This is a genomic window from Nitratireductor sp. WH36-1 (assembly GCF_058725515.1).
On record NZ_CM178970.1, the window covers coordinates 2,866,488 to 2,880,500 of the forward strand.

General features: G+C 61.2%; 14 protein-coding genes. 10 read left to right on the plus strand and 4 right to left on the minus strand.

The features are described from left to right. The first annotated feature begins 41 nt into the window (after nucleotides 1-41). The 4 genes from pgsA to AC4PTT_RS13895 all read left to right on the plus strand — a co-directional run bounded on the left by pgsA (nucleotide 42) and on the right by AC4PTT_RS13895 (nucleotide 3,738). Nucleotides 42-641: a CDP-diacylglycerol--glycerol-3-phosphate 3-phosphatidyltransferase gene (gene pgsA, locus AC4PTT_RS13880; protein WP_113154734.1), complete on the plus strand. Its 600-nt coding sequence runs from the start codon at nucleotides 42-44 to the stop codon at nucleotides 639-641. Continuing rightward, a complete protein-coding gene (gene moaD / locus AC4PTT_RS13885) occupies nucleotides 638-895 on the plus strand; it encodes a molybdopterin converting factor subunit 1 (protein WP_206546656.1) in 258 nt (85 codons plus the stop codon). The genes pgsA and moaD overlap by 4 nt, the downstream gene beginning before the upstream one ends. A gap of 2 nt (nucleotides 896-897) precedes the next feature. Continuing rightward, entirely contained in the window at nucleotides 898-1,368 is a 471-nt protein-coding gene (locus AC4PTT_RS13890) for a molybdenum cofactor biosynthesis protein MoaE (RefSeq protein WP_283799373.1), read from the plus strand. 117 nt (nucleotides 1,369-1,485) lie between these two features. Then, a complete protein-coding gene (locus AC4PTT_RS13895) occupies nucleotides 1,486-3,738 on the plus strand; it encodes a putative bifunctional diguanylate cyclase/phosphodiesterase (RefSeq protein ID WP_492161468.1) in 2,253 nt (750 codons plus the stop codon). A gap of 160 nt (nucleotides 3,739-3,898) precedes the next feature. Here AC4PTT_RS13895 and ndk read toward each other — a convergent pair whose 3' ends face one another. Both ndk and AC4PTT_RS13905 read right to left on the minus strand, forming a co-directional pair. Then, on the minus strand, nucleotides 3,899-4,321 hold the full coding sequence (gene ndk / locus AC4PTT_RS13900; RefSeq protein ID WP_113154730.1) for a nucleoside-diphosphate kinase: 423 nt from the start codon (nucleotides 4,319-4,321) through the stop codon (nucleotides 3,899-3,901). Between the two features lie 181 nt (nucleotides 4,322-4,502). Beyond that, nucleotides 4,503-5,192: a glutathione S-transferase family protein gene (locus tag AC4PTT_RS13905; protein WP_492161469.1), complete on the minus strand. Its 690-nt coding sequence runs from the start codon at nucleotides 5,190-5,192 to the stop codon at nucleotides 4,503-4,505. Nucleotides 5,193-5,306: 114 nt separating this feature from the next. On the opposite strand from AC4PTT_RS13905, the gene AC4PTT_RS13910 reads away from it, so the two are divergent. From AC4PTT_RS13910 to AC4PTT_RS13925, 4 genes are all read left to right on the plus strand, one after another. Continuing rightward, nucleotides 5,307-5,819, plus strand: a complete 513-nt coding sequence (locus AC4PTT_RS13910; RefSeq protein ID WP_206547387.1) for a DinB family protein — start codon at nucleotides 5,307-5,309, stop codon at nucleotides 5,817-5,819. A gap of 160 nt (nucleotides 5,820-5,979) precedes the next feature. Continuing rightward, complete coding sequence (locus AC4PTT_RS13915; protein WP_475078637.1) at nucleotides 5,980-6,621, plus strand: hypothetical protein; 642 nt, start codon at nucleotides 5,980-5,982, stop codon at nucleotides 6,619-6,621. Between the two features lie 167 nt (nucleotides 6,622-6,788). Further along, on the plus strand, nucleotides 6,789-8,666 hold the full coding sequence (locus AC4PTT_RS13920) for an ABC-F family ATP-binding cassette domain-containing protein (protein WP_113154726.1): 1,878 nt from the start codon (nucleotides 6,789-6,791) through the stop codon (nucleotides 8,664-8,666). Further along, the gene (locus AC4PTT_RS13925) at nucleotides 8,663-9,361 is read left to right on the plus strand and encodes an HAD family hydrolase (RefSeq protein WP_299937308.1); all 699 of its coding nucleotides are present in this window, start codon (nucleotides 8,663-8,665) and stop codon (nucleotides 9,359-9,361) included. Before AC4PTT_RS13920 ends, AC4PTT_RS13925 begins: the two co-directional genes overlap by 4 nt. A gap of 81 nt (nucleotides 9,362-9,442) precedes the next feature. On the opposite strand, the gene AC4PTT_RS13930 is transcribed toward AC4PTT_RS13925, so the two are convergent. Then, nucleotides 9,443-9,889, minus strand: coding sequence for a DNA polymerase III subunit chi (locus AC4PTT_RS13930; protein ID WP_206554721.1), 447 nt, complete (start codon nucleotides 9,887-9,889; stop codon nucleotides 9,443-9,445). Between the two features lie 4 nt (nucleotides 9,890-9,893). Continuing rightward, a complete protein-coding gene (locus AC4PTT_RS13935; protein WP_206546649.1) occupies nucleotides 9,894-11,384 on the minus strand; it encodes a leucyl aminopeptidase in 1,491 nt (496 codons plus the stop codon). Between the two features lie 330 nt (nucleotides 11,385-11,714). Between AC4PTT_RS13935 and lptF the strand changes: the two genes are divergently transcribed. Next, the gene (lptF, locus tag AC4PTT_RS13940) at nucleotides 11,715-12,920 is read left to right on the plus strand and encodes an LPS export ABC transporter permease LptF (RefSeq protein WP_492161470.1); all 1,206 of its coding nucleotides are present in this window, start codon (nucleotides 11,715-11,717) and stop codon (nucleotides 12,918-12,920) included. Continuing rightward, nucleotides 12,917-14,002 (plus strand): LPS export ABC transporter permease LptG, encoded by a 1,086-nt coding sequence (gene lptG, locus AC4PTT_RS13945; protein WP_317561068.1) that lies wholly within the window; start codon nucleotides 12,917-12,919, stop codon nucleotides 14,000-14,002. The genes lptF and lptG overlap by 4 nt, the downstream gene beginning before the upstream one ends. Nucleotides 14,003-14,013 lie beyond the last annotated feature (11 nt).

Below are 14,013 nucleotides of genomic sequence, written 5' to 3' on the forward strand. Positions count from 1 at the left end.
GTCCGCACATTCCGGGGCAGACCTGAGCAGGATTGCGCTTCATGGCCAGACGCAGAACGCCGGCATTCAACATCCCGAACCTCCTGACCTATGGCCGCATTCTTGCGGTGCCGGCAATCGTGCTGTGCTTTTTCCTGGAGGGGCGGCTGCAATCGAGCGACTTCGCCCGCTGGTCGGCGCTGGCGCTCTTCATCCTCGCCAGCATTACCGATTACTTCGATGGCTACCTGGCGCGCATCTGGAAGCAGACCTCGAATATCGGCAAGATGCTTGATCCCATCGCCGACAAGCTCCTCGTCTCCACCTGCCTTCTCCTCCTGGCAGCCGACACCGACCGCACCATCGCCGGATGGTCACTGTGGGCGGCGATCATCATCCTGTGCCGCGAAATTCTCGTTTCTGGCCTGCGCGAATATCTCGCAGCACTCAAGGTCAGCGTTCCCGTGACGCAGCTCGCCAAATGGAAGACGACGATCCAGATGGTCGCCATCGCCTTCCTGCTGGCCGGCCCCGCCGGTGACAAGATCCTGCCCTACACCACCGAGATGGGCATCGTGCTTCTTTGGATCTCGGCCGTCGTGACGCTTTACACCGGTTATGACTACTTCCGCGCCGGGCTGAAGCATATTGTGGAGGAATAACCGTGAAACTCGTCTATTTCGCCTGGGTTCGTGAGCGCATAGGCCTGCCGGAAGAGACCGTTGACCTGCCCGCCGACGTCAAGACAGTGACGGACCTGCTCGCCTGGCTGAAAACCCGTGGCGAAAACTACGAAACCGCCCTTGAGCGGTCCGACGTGATCCGCGTCGCAATCAATCAAGAGCATGCCGAACACACGGCCGCCCTGCCCCGGAACGGTGAAGTGGCGCTCTTTCCGCCCATGACCGGGGGCTGACCATGACTGCGCCTTGCGAGCCTCTGGTGCGTGTTCAGGCAGAGGATTTCGACCCTGCCGCCGAAAGCCGCCGCCTGACCGAAGGCCGCCGCGATGTGGGCGCAGTGGTGAGCTTCACCGGGCTTTGCCGCGATGAGAACGGGCGGCTTGATGCGCTCGAACTCGAACACTATCCGGGCATGGCCGAGGCCGAGATCGCGCGCATCGCTGCCGAGGCGGTCGAGCGCTGGCCCCTGACCGGCCTGACGGTTATCCACCGGTTTGGCCGCATTGCCCCTGGGGAAAACATCGTGCTCGTGGTCGCTGCCTCCTCGCACCGCCGGGCTGCCTTCGAATCTGCCGATTTCCTCATGGATTTCCTGAAATCCCGCGCTCCTTTCTGGAAAAAAGAGCATGTTTCCGAGAAAAACAGCGGAGACTGGGTCGAGGCCAGGGCGGGCGATCTGGAAGACATGAAACGCTGGCAGCGCTGAGCGGACCTCTTCCCTTTACCCTTCACTAACGATAGCCGGCTTTTCTTCCGTTCCTAGACATTTGGGCAAGCCGTTACAGGTTATAGCTTTCCCCTGAGTTATCTTGGTGGGAGAGCAATGTCTGAGAATATCCAGACGATGCTGGCGACGCAGGTGGATTTCGCCTGGTGGATCGCAGCTGGCGGCCTTCTTGGCTGTCTTGCGCTGGCCTATTGCCTGTTTCGCATGCGCTCACTCTATCGCGCGGTGCGTGACGAGCAGGTGAACCATCAGGAGCTGATCGACAATCTTTCCGAGGGCATCTACCGCTCGCTGCCCAACGGCCGCCAGCTGAGCGCCAACCCGGCGCTCGTACGCCTCAATGGCTATGACAGCGAAGCCGAGCTCCTGGCCGGCGTCACGGATATTGGCAGCGAATGGTATGTGGACCCGGCCCGCCGCGAGGCGTTTCGCGCGGAGCTGGAGAAGAACGGCAAGGTCGAGAACTTCATCTCGGAGATCTATCGCCACAAGACGCGCGAGCGCATCTGGATCAGTGAATCGGCGCGTCTCGTGCGCGACCGCCGCACCGGCAAACCGCTCTATTATGAAGGATCGGTCCGCGAGATCACCGAAACCGTGAAGCGCCTGCGACTGCAGGACATGTTCGAGAAGTTGACATCGCAGCTTCCCGGCGGCCTGTTCCAGATGCTGCGGCGCAATGGCGGCCAGTTTTCCGTACTCTACACCTCGCGCGGTTTCCGTGATCTGCTTGGTTATGAGTATAATGCGGTGCCCGGCGACCCCAATTCGATCCTCCACATGGTGCATGCTGAAGACCGCGCACGGTATCTGGAGACGCTGCGCCAATCGGGCATGAACCTCTCCGCCTGGGAGTGCGACTTCCGCCTGCATGCCGTCGATGGTTCGGAGAAATGGCTGCGCGTCGCCGCGATGCCCGAAAGCACCGAGGACGGCATCGTCTGGCACGGCTACCTCTCCGACACGTCTGCGCGCAGAAAAAACGAGCTCGAAATCGAGCGGCTTGCCTTCTTTGATCCGCTAACGGGACTGCCCAACCGCCGCTGCCTTTTCGATGCGGTCGGCAAACAGATGGAGGCATGCAGCAGGAACGGCAATCGCGGCGCGATCCTCTTCATCGACCTCGACAATTTCAAGACGCTCAATGACACGATGGGGCACGATGTCGGCGACATCTTCCTCAAGCAGGTCGCCACGCGCCTGCAGGCAGCCGTCGCCCCGGGCGACACGGTCGGGCGTATCGGCGGCGACGAGTTCGTCATCGTCCTCTCTCTGAGCGATACCACCGCCGCCAGCGCCACGCGCAACGCGATTGTGGCGGCCAACCGTGTGCTTGCCGCCCTGCGCCAGGAGTTTACGCTTGGGCAGATGACCCATCGCACCTCCGCAAGCGTTGGCGTGCTCGTTTTCGATGGCAGCGAGCGCGGTCCCGAAGTTTTGATGAAGAATGCCGACATGGCCATGTATCAGGCCAAGAGTTCGGGCCGGAACAATGTCGCGCTGTTCGACCCGCGCGTTCTGCAAAAGGAGCGCAAACGCTTCCGCCTCCTGAGCGACATGCGCGGCGCGCTGGTAGAGAACAATCTGGAGCTCCACTACCAGCCGCAGGTGAACATGGCGGGGCATGTGGTGGGGGCCGAGGCGCTGTTGCGCTGGAACCACGCCGATCACGGCGCCCTGTCGCCAAGCGATTTCGTGGGACTGGCCGAACAGCACGGTCTCTCGGAGCTTCTGGGCCGCGGTGTCATCGAAACCAGTGTTCGAACCCTGGCTGAATGGAAGAAGAACCCGCGGCTGGAAGGGCTGCGCATGGCGGTGAACATCAGCCTCAAATCGCTGCGCGATCCGGATTTCGTCGCCTTCCTGCATGACCGGCTGGAAGAGCATGGGCTCAATCCGCAGCTTCTCACACTGGAGATGACGGAGCGTGTGCTGACCAGCGACCAGATGCAGATCCAGCGCCGCATGAACGAACTGAAGGCGCTTGGCGTGCGGCTGTCGCTGGACGATTTCGGAACCGGCTATTCCTCCATCGCCTATCTGAAGAAGCTGCCTTTCGACGAATTGAAGGTGGATGGCAGCTTCATCGCCGATATCGAAGCGAGCGAAAACAACCGCGCACTGGTGCAGAGCATGCTCGACATGGCCTCCACGCTCGGCCTCTCGGCTGTGGCGGAGCATGTCCAGACGACCGGGCAGGAAGCGCTTCTGAAAGCATCCGGCTGCGCCTTCTTCCAGGGCTGGCTCTACGGGCGCGCCATGACGGGCGAGGACTTCGCCAGGTTTGTTCTCGACCGCAACCCCTCCGCCATTCTGCGCTTTCCCGGCTCCACCCGGCAGGGCGCATAAAAAAACCGGGGCCTGAGCCCCGGTTTTCAAACTGGTGGTTCGTGAAGAACCCTCAGAATTAGAGCATTTCCGCTTTTCGTTGAATCGCGAAAACGCTCTCATTCATTGTTCTTGCGCAATTCCGGACGGGAAACCGGTTCCCACTTTTCCTGGAATTGCTTTAGCCGACGATCTCGAGATCGGAGAACCAGTAACGGATCTCTTCAGCAGCCGTTTCCGGAGCATCGGAACCGTGGACGGAGTTTTCGCCGATCGAAGTGGCGAATTCCTTGCGGATGGTGCCCTCGTCGGCGTCTGCCGGGTTGGTGGCGCCCATCACTTCGCGGTTCTTCAGGATTGCGTTCTCGCCTTCGAGAACCTGAACGACGGTCGGGCCGGAAGACATGAACTCGCACAGTTCGTCAAAGAACGGACGCTCTTTGTGAACGGCGTAGAAGCCTTCTGCCTGACGGCGGCTCATCCACACGCGCTTGGAAGCGACGACGCGCAGGCCGGCGTCCTCGAGCTTCTTGGTGATTGCGCCGGTCAGGTTGCGCTTCGTTGCGTCCGGCTTGATCATAGAGAAAGTGCGTTCGATCGCCATGGTCTGTCCTTCGATTGTCTGGATTTAGGGCCTTGGCCCATGTTTGAAGATGGCGCGGTCTATAACCGGCCAGAGCCCACATGGGAAGGGCCAACGCCGCCTTGCATGATTTCAGCCCGCTGAACGGCGGTTTTCACACCCGATCCGTCATCTCTCCTTCATCGAAACGCGCCGACGCCGCTCATGCAGCCGGCACGCGATGGCCCAGACCGTCATGCAGTTCCAGACACCGCTCGAACCAGTGTGCGACGGGATCATCCTCCGCGATGAAAGGGAACGGCGATATGACGCGCGCCCACTGGAAGACACCGGCCACGATATAGTCGGCGAAAAGCGGTCCCTCCCCGCCCAGGAATGGTTGCCGCTTGACCACGGCGCGCAGCGGCACGAGCGCATCGCGAAATGCTTCAAGTCGCTCCTCGCGCCCCCGGGCGACATCCTCGAGCGCACCACCGAAGCGCGCCTCGCGGGTCTGGCGGAAATAGGCCTGGTCATCTTCTTCCAGAGCCGCGTGTATCTCCGGCAGGAGAGACGCGCCGACGAACGGGACAAGCGTTGCATTGGCCCATTTCTCGATGAAACGGGACAGCACCACGCCACCCTCTCCGCCAAACAGGCTTGGCCGGTCCGGGTAGACTTCTTCCAGATGGAGCGCGATGGCGAAGGAATCGCCGACCAGCGTTTCGCCATCCCGGATCAGCGGAACCGTTTTCGTGGCCCCGCCCTCGATTGCGCCGATCTGCGTGAAGGGCACTGGTACGGTCGTGAAATCGAGCCCCTTATGCGCCAGAGCAAACGCCACTTTCCAGCAATGCGGGCTGAAAGGACGCGCTGCATCCACGCCCACCAGTTCATAAAGTGTAATGGTCACAACTCGTCCTCTCGATTGCGATTGGCGCTGTCAGGTGCGAGAGGATTTCATAATCCGTTCGCCATGCAATACGCTGGGGCGAGATTCTCTTGTTCCAGCCTCCCGGACAAAGCAATGAAACAGCAATTCCAAATGTTGGCCGCCTACAATCTCTGGGCCAACGCCCGGATCTACGATGCAGCCGAGACGCTGGACCCCGACGCGCTTGATCGCGATATCGGCCTCTACTTCAAATCGCTGCTCAGAACCCTCAATCACATTCTGGTGGGCGACCTGATCTGGATGAAGCGCTTCACCGGCGAAGGCGCATCCCCCGGTGCGCTCGACACCATCCTGCACAGCGCGCTGCCCGCCCTGCGGATTGCCCGTGACGACGAAGACAAACGCATTGTGGAATGGATCGATAGTCTGGACGAGGCTGCGTTTTCAGGACGTTTTACCTATGTGACCGTTACGGATGTTCGCACGGTTTCACAGCGTCTTGCGCCCGCACTTGTGCATTTCTTCAATCACCAGACGCATCATCGCGGTCAGGCGCATGCCGCATTGTCGATACTGGGCGTGGAAGCACCGTCACTGGATCTCATATATTTCCACCGCACAAAAGACGGAGCAAGATTCGCCTGACAAGCGACCACTCATTACAGACTTAAAGCAATAAATTTGATTATATATTTCACGAAGTTCGACTCTACAATTAAACCTTCAATTCAATATTACCCTTCACTTTTTCATATTGCCCCTACCATCCTTGAATGGACGAAAACCGCCATCAAGGAGGAGAACCATGAACAAAGTGCAGAATGGAATTCTCGCAGGCGTGGCCAGCGGGGTCATTGCATTGGCCATGATCACCCCAAGTCAGGCGATTGATGTCAGCGTCGGTGGCATCTCCGCATCGGTAGATACGGATAACGGCCTTGGCGCCAGCGTCGGTGTGGATCAGGGCGGCACAAGCGCCGGTGTGGGCGCGTCAGTGGGCGGCGGCAGTGTCGCAGGCGTTGACGCCAATGCCTCCGTCGGCGGCGCGGCGAGCGTCTCCAGCAGCACGAGCGTGGGCGGAAGCGGCGGCGTGGTCGATTCCGGCACGACGGCTTCCCTCGGCGGAAGCGGCGGCGTGAATGCCGGTGTCGACGCCAATATTGGCGGCGGCGGTGGCGGGATCGGTGTTGGCGTCGGTGTCGGTGTTGGCACGGGCGGCACGGGAACGCCCGGCACAGGAACACCCCGCGCGGGACGACCGGGCAGCACCAATACCGGCATTTTCAGCAGCGGCAACAATATCGGCCAGCGCGCGCTAAGCGGCATGAGCAATCAGCAGATCGCCGTCTATCGCAAACGCTGCGTCAGCATTCTGCGTGATCCGAACGCCTGGGATTATGCGCTGGTGCAGATGTGCAAGGCGCTTCGTCAGGCTGCGGCCCGCTAGGGTCAGAACCCATTATAATGGCTGCAACAGGGGCTCCGGGTGTGGCCCAATTTCGCTGGGCCACACCTGTCTGCTTTTGGCAACACTGGTGCGGTTCTGTTGCGTCAAGTCAGCCGCTTTGAAAGTGACGTCTTGCCAGCCAGACGGCGAACCGTCAAAACGCCGTCATGTTGACGATTTCAAACCTTTCGCTGCGCATTGCCGGCCGCCTTCTGATCGACCAGGCATCGCTCTCCCTCCCCGCTGGCACCAAGGCGGGCATTGTCGGCCGCAATGGCACCGGCAAGACGACCCTTTTCCGCGCCATCACCGGAGACCTTGCCTCCGAGTCCGGCACGATCAGCCTGCCCAGGGGCATGCGCATCGGCCAGGTTGCGCAGGAAGCGCCGGGGACGGAAGAGCCACTGATCGACATCGTTCTGCGTGCAGACACCGAACGCGAAGCGCTTCTGGCCGAGGCACAGACGGCAACCGACGCGCATCGCATCGCCGAGATCCAGACCCGGCTGACCGATATCGACGCCCACTCGGCGGAAGCGCGGGCAGCCGCGATCCTTTCCGGCCTGGGTTTCGACGCCGAAGCGCAGAAGCGCCCGGCCTCGTCGTTTTCCGGCGGCTGGCGCATGCGCGTGGCGCTGGCTGCGGTTCTCTTCACCCAGCCCGATCTTCTGTTGCTCGACGAACCGACCAACTATCTGGATCTGGAAGGCACGCTGTGGCTCGAGAACTATCTCTCGCGCTATCCGCATACCGTGCTCCTCATCAGCCATGATCGCGACCTGCTCAACCGGGCGGTCTCGTCCATCGTGCATCTGGAACACAAGAAGCTGACGTTCTGGCGCGGCGGCTACGACCAGTTCGCCAAGCAGTATGCCGAGAAGGCAGAGCTGCAGGAGAAGATGCGCGTCAAGCAGGACGCCCAGCGCAAGCACATGCAGGCCTTTGTCGACCGCTTCCGCTACAAGGCGTCGAAGGCGCGCCAGGCGCAGTCGCGCCTGAAGGCGCTGGAGCGCATGTCGCCCATGGCCGCCGTGCTGAACGAAACGGTGTTGCCTTTCCGCTTTCCCAATCCCGAGAAGGCCGTCGCCTCCCCGATCATCGCCCTTGATGGCGGAACGGTCGGCTACACGCCCGGCAAACCCGTTCTGCGCGGGCTCACGCTGCGCATCGACAATGATGACCGGATCGCGCTTCTCGGCTCCAACGGCAACGGCAAATCGACCTTCGCCAAACTGATCGCCGACCGGCTCACGCTCGAAAAGGGCACCAAGACCGTCGCGCCGGGGCTGAAGGTTTCGATCTTCGCGCAGCACCAGCTCGACGATCTGCGTCCCGATGAAGACGCCTATCAGCATCTGCGCCGGCTGATGCCGGATGCACCGGAGGCGAAGGTGCGGGCGCGGGTCGCGCAGTTCGGCCTGACGACGGAAAAGATGTCGACGCCGGCGCGCGACCTTTCGGGTGGCGAGAAGGCGCGGCTTCTGATGGGGCTTGCCACATTCGAGGCCCCGCACCTGCTCATCCTCGACGAACCGACCAACCATCTGGACATCGACAGCCGTGAAGCGCTGGTCGAGGCGCTCAACATGTTCGAGGGCGCGGTGATCCTCATCAGCCATGACCGGCACCTGATCGAGGCCACGGCCGACCGGCTGTGGATCGTCGGCGGCGGCACCGTCTCGCCTTTCGACGGCGACATGGACGATTACCGCAGCCAGATGACCGGAGGCGCGAGCCGCAACCGGGAAAAGCGGGAAAGCGACAAGGCCTCCAAGGCCGACAAGCGCAAGGAGGCTGCGCGCAAGCGCGCCGCTCTCGAGCCCTTGTCCAAGGAGATCAAGGCGACCGAGGGACTGATCGACCGAACGCGCAAGCGGATCGAAGCCATTGAGGCGCGGCTTGCCGATACAAGCCTCTACGACAAGGAGCCGGAAAAGGTCTCTTCGCTCGCCAAGGAGCGTTCGGACCTTGCCGACATGCTTTCAAAGCATGAAGATCGCTGGCTGACGCTTTCCACCGAGTATGAGGAGGAAATGGCCTCGTGACACGCGCGCTTACCATCGGCTTCGATGCGGATGACACGCTCTGGCAGAACGAGCGCTTCTTCCGCATGACCGAAGCGCGCTTCGCCGAACTGCTTGGCGACTATGCCGATCCCGATCATCTGACGGAGCGGCTTCTCGATGCCGAGAAGCGCAATCTCGGAAAGTATGGTTTTGGCATCAAGGGCTTTACCCTGTCGATGATCGAAACCGCGATCGAGGTGACCGGGGGCCGCGTGCCGGCGGCGACCATTCAAAACATTCTCGACGCGGGGCGCGAGATGCTCGACCACCCGGTCGAGACCCTGCCCCATGCCCGCGAGGCGCTGGAGCGGCTTGTCGGTCGGCACCGGCTGGTGCTGATCACCAAGGGCGACCTCTTCGATCAGGAGCGCAAGCTGGCGGCTTCGGGTCTCGGCGACTGGTTCGACGCGGTCGAGATCGTCAGCGACAAATCACGCACGACCTATGAGCGGGTTTTTGCGGCCCATGGCGATGGCCCCGAACACGCGATGATGATCGGCAATTCGCTGAAGTCCGATGTGATTCCGGCCATTGAGGCCGGTTCGTGGGGTGTTTTCGTGCCGCATGACCTCACCTGGTCGCACGAGCATGCGGAAGCGCCGGAAGACGCGCCGCGCTTTCGCGAGATCGCGCATCTGGGCGAACTGGAAGAATTGCTCGCGGAGATCGTTTAGCCCGGCTGAACATTCTGAAGCGAAAAAAGGGCTGCACAAGGCAGCCCTTTTCATTCTGGTTCGGCAGATGGACGGGAGGCCTCAGGCCTTCTTCTGCCAGCGCCGATCCGGCCCCTGCTGCCAGTAGGTGACGGCGTGGCCTGCCGATTTCAGCATCTTCCAGTGCTGGCGCGCGGCATTGAGCTGGTCGGCATCATGGCCATCGAACATGAGAACCGCACGTTCATAACCATCCACCGCGCCCGGATCCGCGCCATCCACGAAAAAACGGATCTGCGCATCGTTTGGGTTGGCCGACACATCGGTCAGAAGCACGGGCTGGTGTTCGGGATGCTCGTCCCGATCCGTGCCATGGGCGAGAAAGGCCTCCTCGCGCCATGTCCAAAGCCAGTTGTCGAGCGCCTCGCAGCGCTCCCGGCTTCCGGTCTGGATGGCCACCCTCCATCCCCTCTCGAGGCTTTTCTCCACCAGAGGAGGCAGCGCCTCCTCCAGCGTCGATTCGGTGAGGTGATAGAAGAGAACGTCCATCGACCTATTCGTAGCTGTCGGCCACGAGGCGGTCGAGCAGACGTACGCCGTAGCCCGAGCCCCAGGAGCGGTTGATCTCGCTGAGCGGCGCGCCCATGGCGGTTCCGGCGATATCCAGATGCGCCCATGCGCCGTCCTTGACGAAACGCTGAAGGAACTGGGCGGCCGTGATCGAGCCGGCCATGCGGCCGGACGAGTTCTTCATGTCGGCATTCTTCGAATCGATCAGCTTGTCGTATTCCTCGCCGAGCGGCATGCGCCACACCTTCTCGCCCGTCGTCTCGCCGGCGGCGGAGAGACGTTCGGCCAGCGTGTCGTCATTGCTGAAGAGCCCCGCGCGGTGATGACCGAGCGCCACCATGATCGCGCCCGTCAGCGTGGCGAGATCGATCATGAACTGCGGCTTGTAGCGGTCATTGCAGTACCAGAGCACATCCGCGAGCACGAGACGGCCTTCCGCATCCGTGTTGATGACCTCGATGGTCTGACCGGACATGGAGGTGACGATGTCGCCGGGGCGCTGGGCATTGCCGTCGGGCATGTTTTCCACGAGGCCGATCATGCCGATGGCGTTGACCTTCGCCTTGCGGGCGGCCAGTGCATGCATGACGCCGACAACGGCAGCCGCACCGCCCATGTCGCCCTTCATCTCTTCCATACCGCCTGCCGGCTTGATGGAAATGCCGCCTGTGTCGAAGACGACGCCTTTGCCGATGAAGGCGACCGGCTTGTCCTTGGACTTGCCGCCGTTCCACTCGATGACCGCCAGACGCGGCGGACGCACGGAACCCTGCGCAACGCCGAGCAGCGAGCCCATGCCGAGCTTTTTCATCTCTTTTTCGGTGAGGATCTCGACCTTTGCGCCGAGCTTTTCGAGCTCCTTGGCCTTCGCTGCAAACTCGACCGGTCCCAGCACATTGGCGGGCTCATTGACGAGATCGCGGGCGACAAGAACGCCGTTCGCCACGGCCTCTGCCCGCACGAACGCCTTCTTGGCGGCGGACGGGTCAGCGCACTGAATGGTGATCTTGAGCTTCTTCGACGGCTTGTCATTGCCGTTGTCACGGCTCTTCGTCTTGTATTTGTCAAAACTGTAGGTGCGCAGCAGCATGCCGAGCGCGATATTGGCGGCATCCTCGGCGCTGACCTCGGCACCATCGAGATCGGCGACAACGCTGACAGCATCGGCAGACTTCGCGGCGGCAAGGGCGGCGCCCCCGATCTTCACCCAGCTTTCCTCGCCGAGTTCGTCCGTCTTGCCTGCGCCGATCGCGGTCAACCGGTCAAGCTGCGAACCGGCCGGCGCCAGAACCTCAACGCTCTTTGCCAGTTTCCCGGAAAAGCCGGACACCTCGAAGGCGCGCGCCAGAACGCCTTCCGGATCGCAGGCCTTCGCATTGTCTCCCAGTCCGCCACCCTGCGAAGCCAGGACAATGGCGGTGCCCTTTTCGGGCATTGCGAACTTGGCGAAAGAGACGCTCGGTCTGTCGGTCATGATAATTCCCAGATTTGCGTGATTTCTCGTTTTGAGAGATGCCGGCGATCTTGGAGGTTTTATGAAGATTGGCAAGGGCTGTGCCGAGGCGCATTCTGTTTTTTCGCGCGCGCAATCATTGATTGCGGTGCGGCTATTGGGCAGTAAGCAATCTGTTAACTGCGTTTGTTTCGCTTTTTCTAACCAATCCCGCCCACTGTCACCCCTGGGACAAGAAATGGTGGGCCGCCCTTCAAAGCTGGCAGTTGAGCATTGTGCACGTGGAAGCGGGCCGTTAGGTTCGCGCGCGCCGGTTGAGGGCTGTTCCAACGAAACGGATTGCCGATTTCCATGCGGGTAATCGAACTTTACATCATGCGCCGTACCTTCGCGCTGTTCGCAGCCGCGTTGCTGTGGGTGCTCGCGCTGGTGTGGACCACCCAGGTCCTGAACCGCATCGACCTTGTGACCGATAGCGGCCAGTCGGCCGGCACGTTCTTCATGGTCGCCGCCCTTGTCCTGCCTGCCGTCATTCCCATCGTGATCCCCTTCGCGCTCGGCATTGCCGTGGCGCAGACGCTCGCCACCATGAATTCCGATTCGGAACTGGTGGTCATCAATGCGTCGGGCGCGCCGCGCGCCACCATCATCCGGCCGATCCTGATCATCGCCATCGGCGCCAGCGTTGCATCCTTCCTGATCAACAACACGGTTGAGCCCGCGTCCCGCCAGGCCTTTCGCACGCTGCTTGCCAATGCCCGCGCCGACCTGATCACCACGGTTCTTCAGGAAGGCAGCTTCCAGAAAGTGGATGACGGTCTCTTCGTTCAGGTCTCGGAACGCCTTCCCAACGGTCTTCTGGGCGGAATTTTCGTCGCCGATTCGCGCGAAGAGAACACCAAGCTCATTTATCATGCGCGCACAGGTGCTGCCGTTGAACGCGATGGTGGCTCCATTCTGGTCATGCAGGACGGCATGGTGCAGCGGCAGTCGGCGAATGGCGACGTCTCGACGATCCGCTTTGATTCCTACGCCTTCGACCTCTCGCAGTTTTCCAGCAGCGGCGGCGGTGAACCCACCCTGCACCCCAAGGACCGTTCCCTCGCCTTCCTCCTAAATCCCGACCCGGACGACCAGTTCTACAAGAAGTCGCCACAGATCTTCCGGGCGGAACTTCACATGCGCTTCTCCGAATGGCTCTACCCGCTGGTCTTCGCCATGATCGGACTGGCCGTGGCCGGCGATGCGCGCTCCTTCCGCGAAGCCAGGCTGCACCCGATGGTGACCACGATGGTGATCGCGCTGCTTGTGCGGTGGGTCGGGTTCTATTCGGGCACCGAGGCCGAAAGCTCGCGCGTTTTCTCCTTCGTGCTCTATGCCGCCCCGCTTTTGATGTTTGGCGTATGCGCGTTCTTCATCTTCACAAATCGTGTGATGGAACTGCCGACACACTGGGTTGAGAAGCTCAACGCACGGACACAGAAACTGACCGAGGCAATGACCCGCCTTCGCATCAAGCTGGCCAGCAAGCGCTCGCCCGAAGGAGGTCGCGGATGATCGGCCTGACACTTGGCGGCTATTTCTTCCGCCGCTACGCCTCGATTGCAGCCTGGAACTTTTTCGGCATCGGTCTTCTGATCTTCATCGTGACCTTTGCCGAGGTTTCGAGCCGCTCGGCGGGATTGCCGGGCTACACGCCGCAATGGGCCTTTTCGCTGGCCGCGCTGCAGACACCGATCATCCTTCTGCAGGCAATCCCCTTCATCGGTCTGATTGCGGCCATGGCCACGCTCATCAGTCTCAACCGCAAGTATGAGCTTGTGGTGGCGCGTGCGGCGGGCGTTTCAGCCTGGCAGTTCCTCACGCCCATCGCATTCGGCTCCTTCGTTTTCGGCGTGATCGCCGTTGCTGCGCTGAACCCGCTGGCAGCCAACGGCTTTGCCCAGGCGCAGCTTGTCGAGGCCGAGGTGCGCGGGGCAAAGAGCACAACCAATTCCGAAGCCGAACAGTGGCTCAAACAGCGTACGGGCAATGAGGAAACCATCATCGGTTCCACCTCTGTCCTCAGCGGCGGGCAGACCCTGATTCGCCCGACTTTCTTCCGAATCGATGCCGATGGACGCATCTATGAGCGACTCGACGCCGAACGCGCATTTCTGCGCGATGGTTTCTGGGAATTGCAGGACGTGGCACGTCGCCGCGGTACCGCTGCGGCAGAACGTATCGCAACGCTGCAGATCGAAACGAATCTCCAGCCAGAATTCGTTGGCGAGCAGCTTGCGCGCCCTGAAGCGACATCCATCTATGCACTGCCTGGAAAGATCGAAGTCGCGCGCTCCTTCGGGCTCAAGGCAAACGCCTTTGCCACGCATTTTCATTCACTTGTAGTATTACCCCTCCTGCTCGTCGCCATGACGCTGATTGCCGCTACGGTATCCATGAGATTTACGCGAATGGGACAGTCAGCAACGGTGATTCTGGGTGGAATCCTCGCCGGCTTTCTGCTTTATGTGGTTTCGGTCCTGGTCAAGGCGTTCGGTAGCGCCGGAGTTGTACCTCCGGTTGTAGCTGCCTGGACGCCTGTGGTCGTGGCGATGTTCTATGGGGTGACTTTCCTATTGTACAAGGAGGACGGTTAGTGGGGGTTTCG

Excerpts from the sequence above, each read along its gene's own strand:
- pgsA (WP_113154734.1), top strand. The coding sequence starts at position 42 with ATGGCCAGACGCAGAACGCCGGCATTCAACATCCCGAACCTCCTGACC.
- AC4PTT_RS13890 (WP_283799373.1), top strand. The coding sequence starts at position 898 with ATGACTGCGCCTTGCGAGCCTCTGGTGCGTGTTCAGGCAGAGGATTTC.
- AC4PTT_RS13895 (WP_492161468.1), top strand. The coding sequence starts at position 1,486 with ATGTCTGAGAATATCCAGACGATGCTGGCGACGCAGGTGGATTTCGCC.
- ndk (WP_113154730.1), bottom strand. The coding sequence starts at position 4,321 with ATGGCGATCGAACGCACTTTCTCTATGATCAAGCCGGACGCAACGAAG.
- AC4PTT_RS13910 (WP_206547387.1), top strand. The coding sequence starts at position 5,307 with ATGAAACAGCAATTCCAAATGTTGGCCGCCTACAATCTCTGGGCCAAC.
- AC4PTT_RS13915 (WP_475078637.1), top strand. The coding sequence starts at position 5,980 with ATGAACAAAGTGCAGAATGGAATTCTCGCAGGCGTGGCCAGCGGGGTC.
- AC4PTT_RS13920 (WP_113154726.1), top strand. The coding sequence starts at position 6,789 with ATGTTGACGATTTCAAACCTTTCGCTGCGCATTGCCGGCCGCCTTCTG.
- AC4PTT_RS13930 (WP_206554721.1), bottom strand. The coding sequence starts at position 9,889 with ATGGACGTTCTCTTCTATCACCTCACCGAATCGACGCTGGAGGAGGCG.
- AC4PTT_RS13935 (WP_206546649.1), bottom strand. The coding sequence starts at position 11,384 with ATGACCGACAGACCGAGCGTCTCTTTCGCCAAGTTCGCAATGCCCGAA.
- lptF (WP_492161470.1), top strand. The coding sequence starts at position 11,715 with ATGCGGGTAATCGAACTTTACATCATGCGCCGTACCTTCGCGCTGTTC.
- lptG (WP_317561068.1), top strand. The coding sequence starts at position 12,917 with ATGATCGGCCTGACACTTGGCGGCTATTTCTTCCGCCGCTACGCCTCG.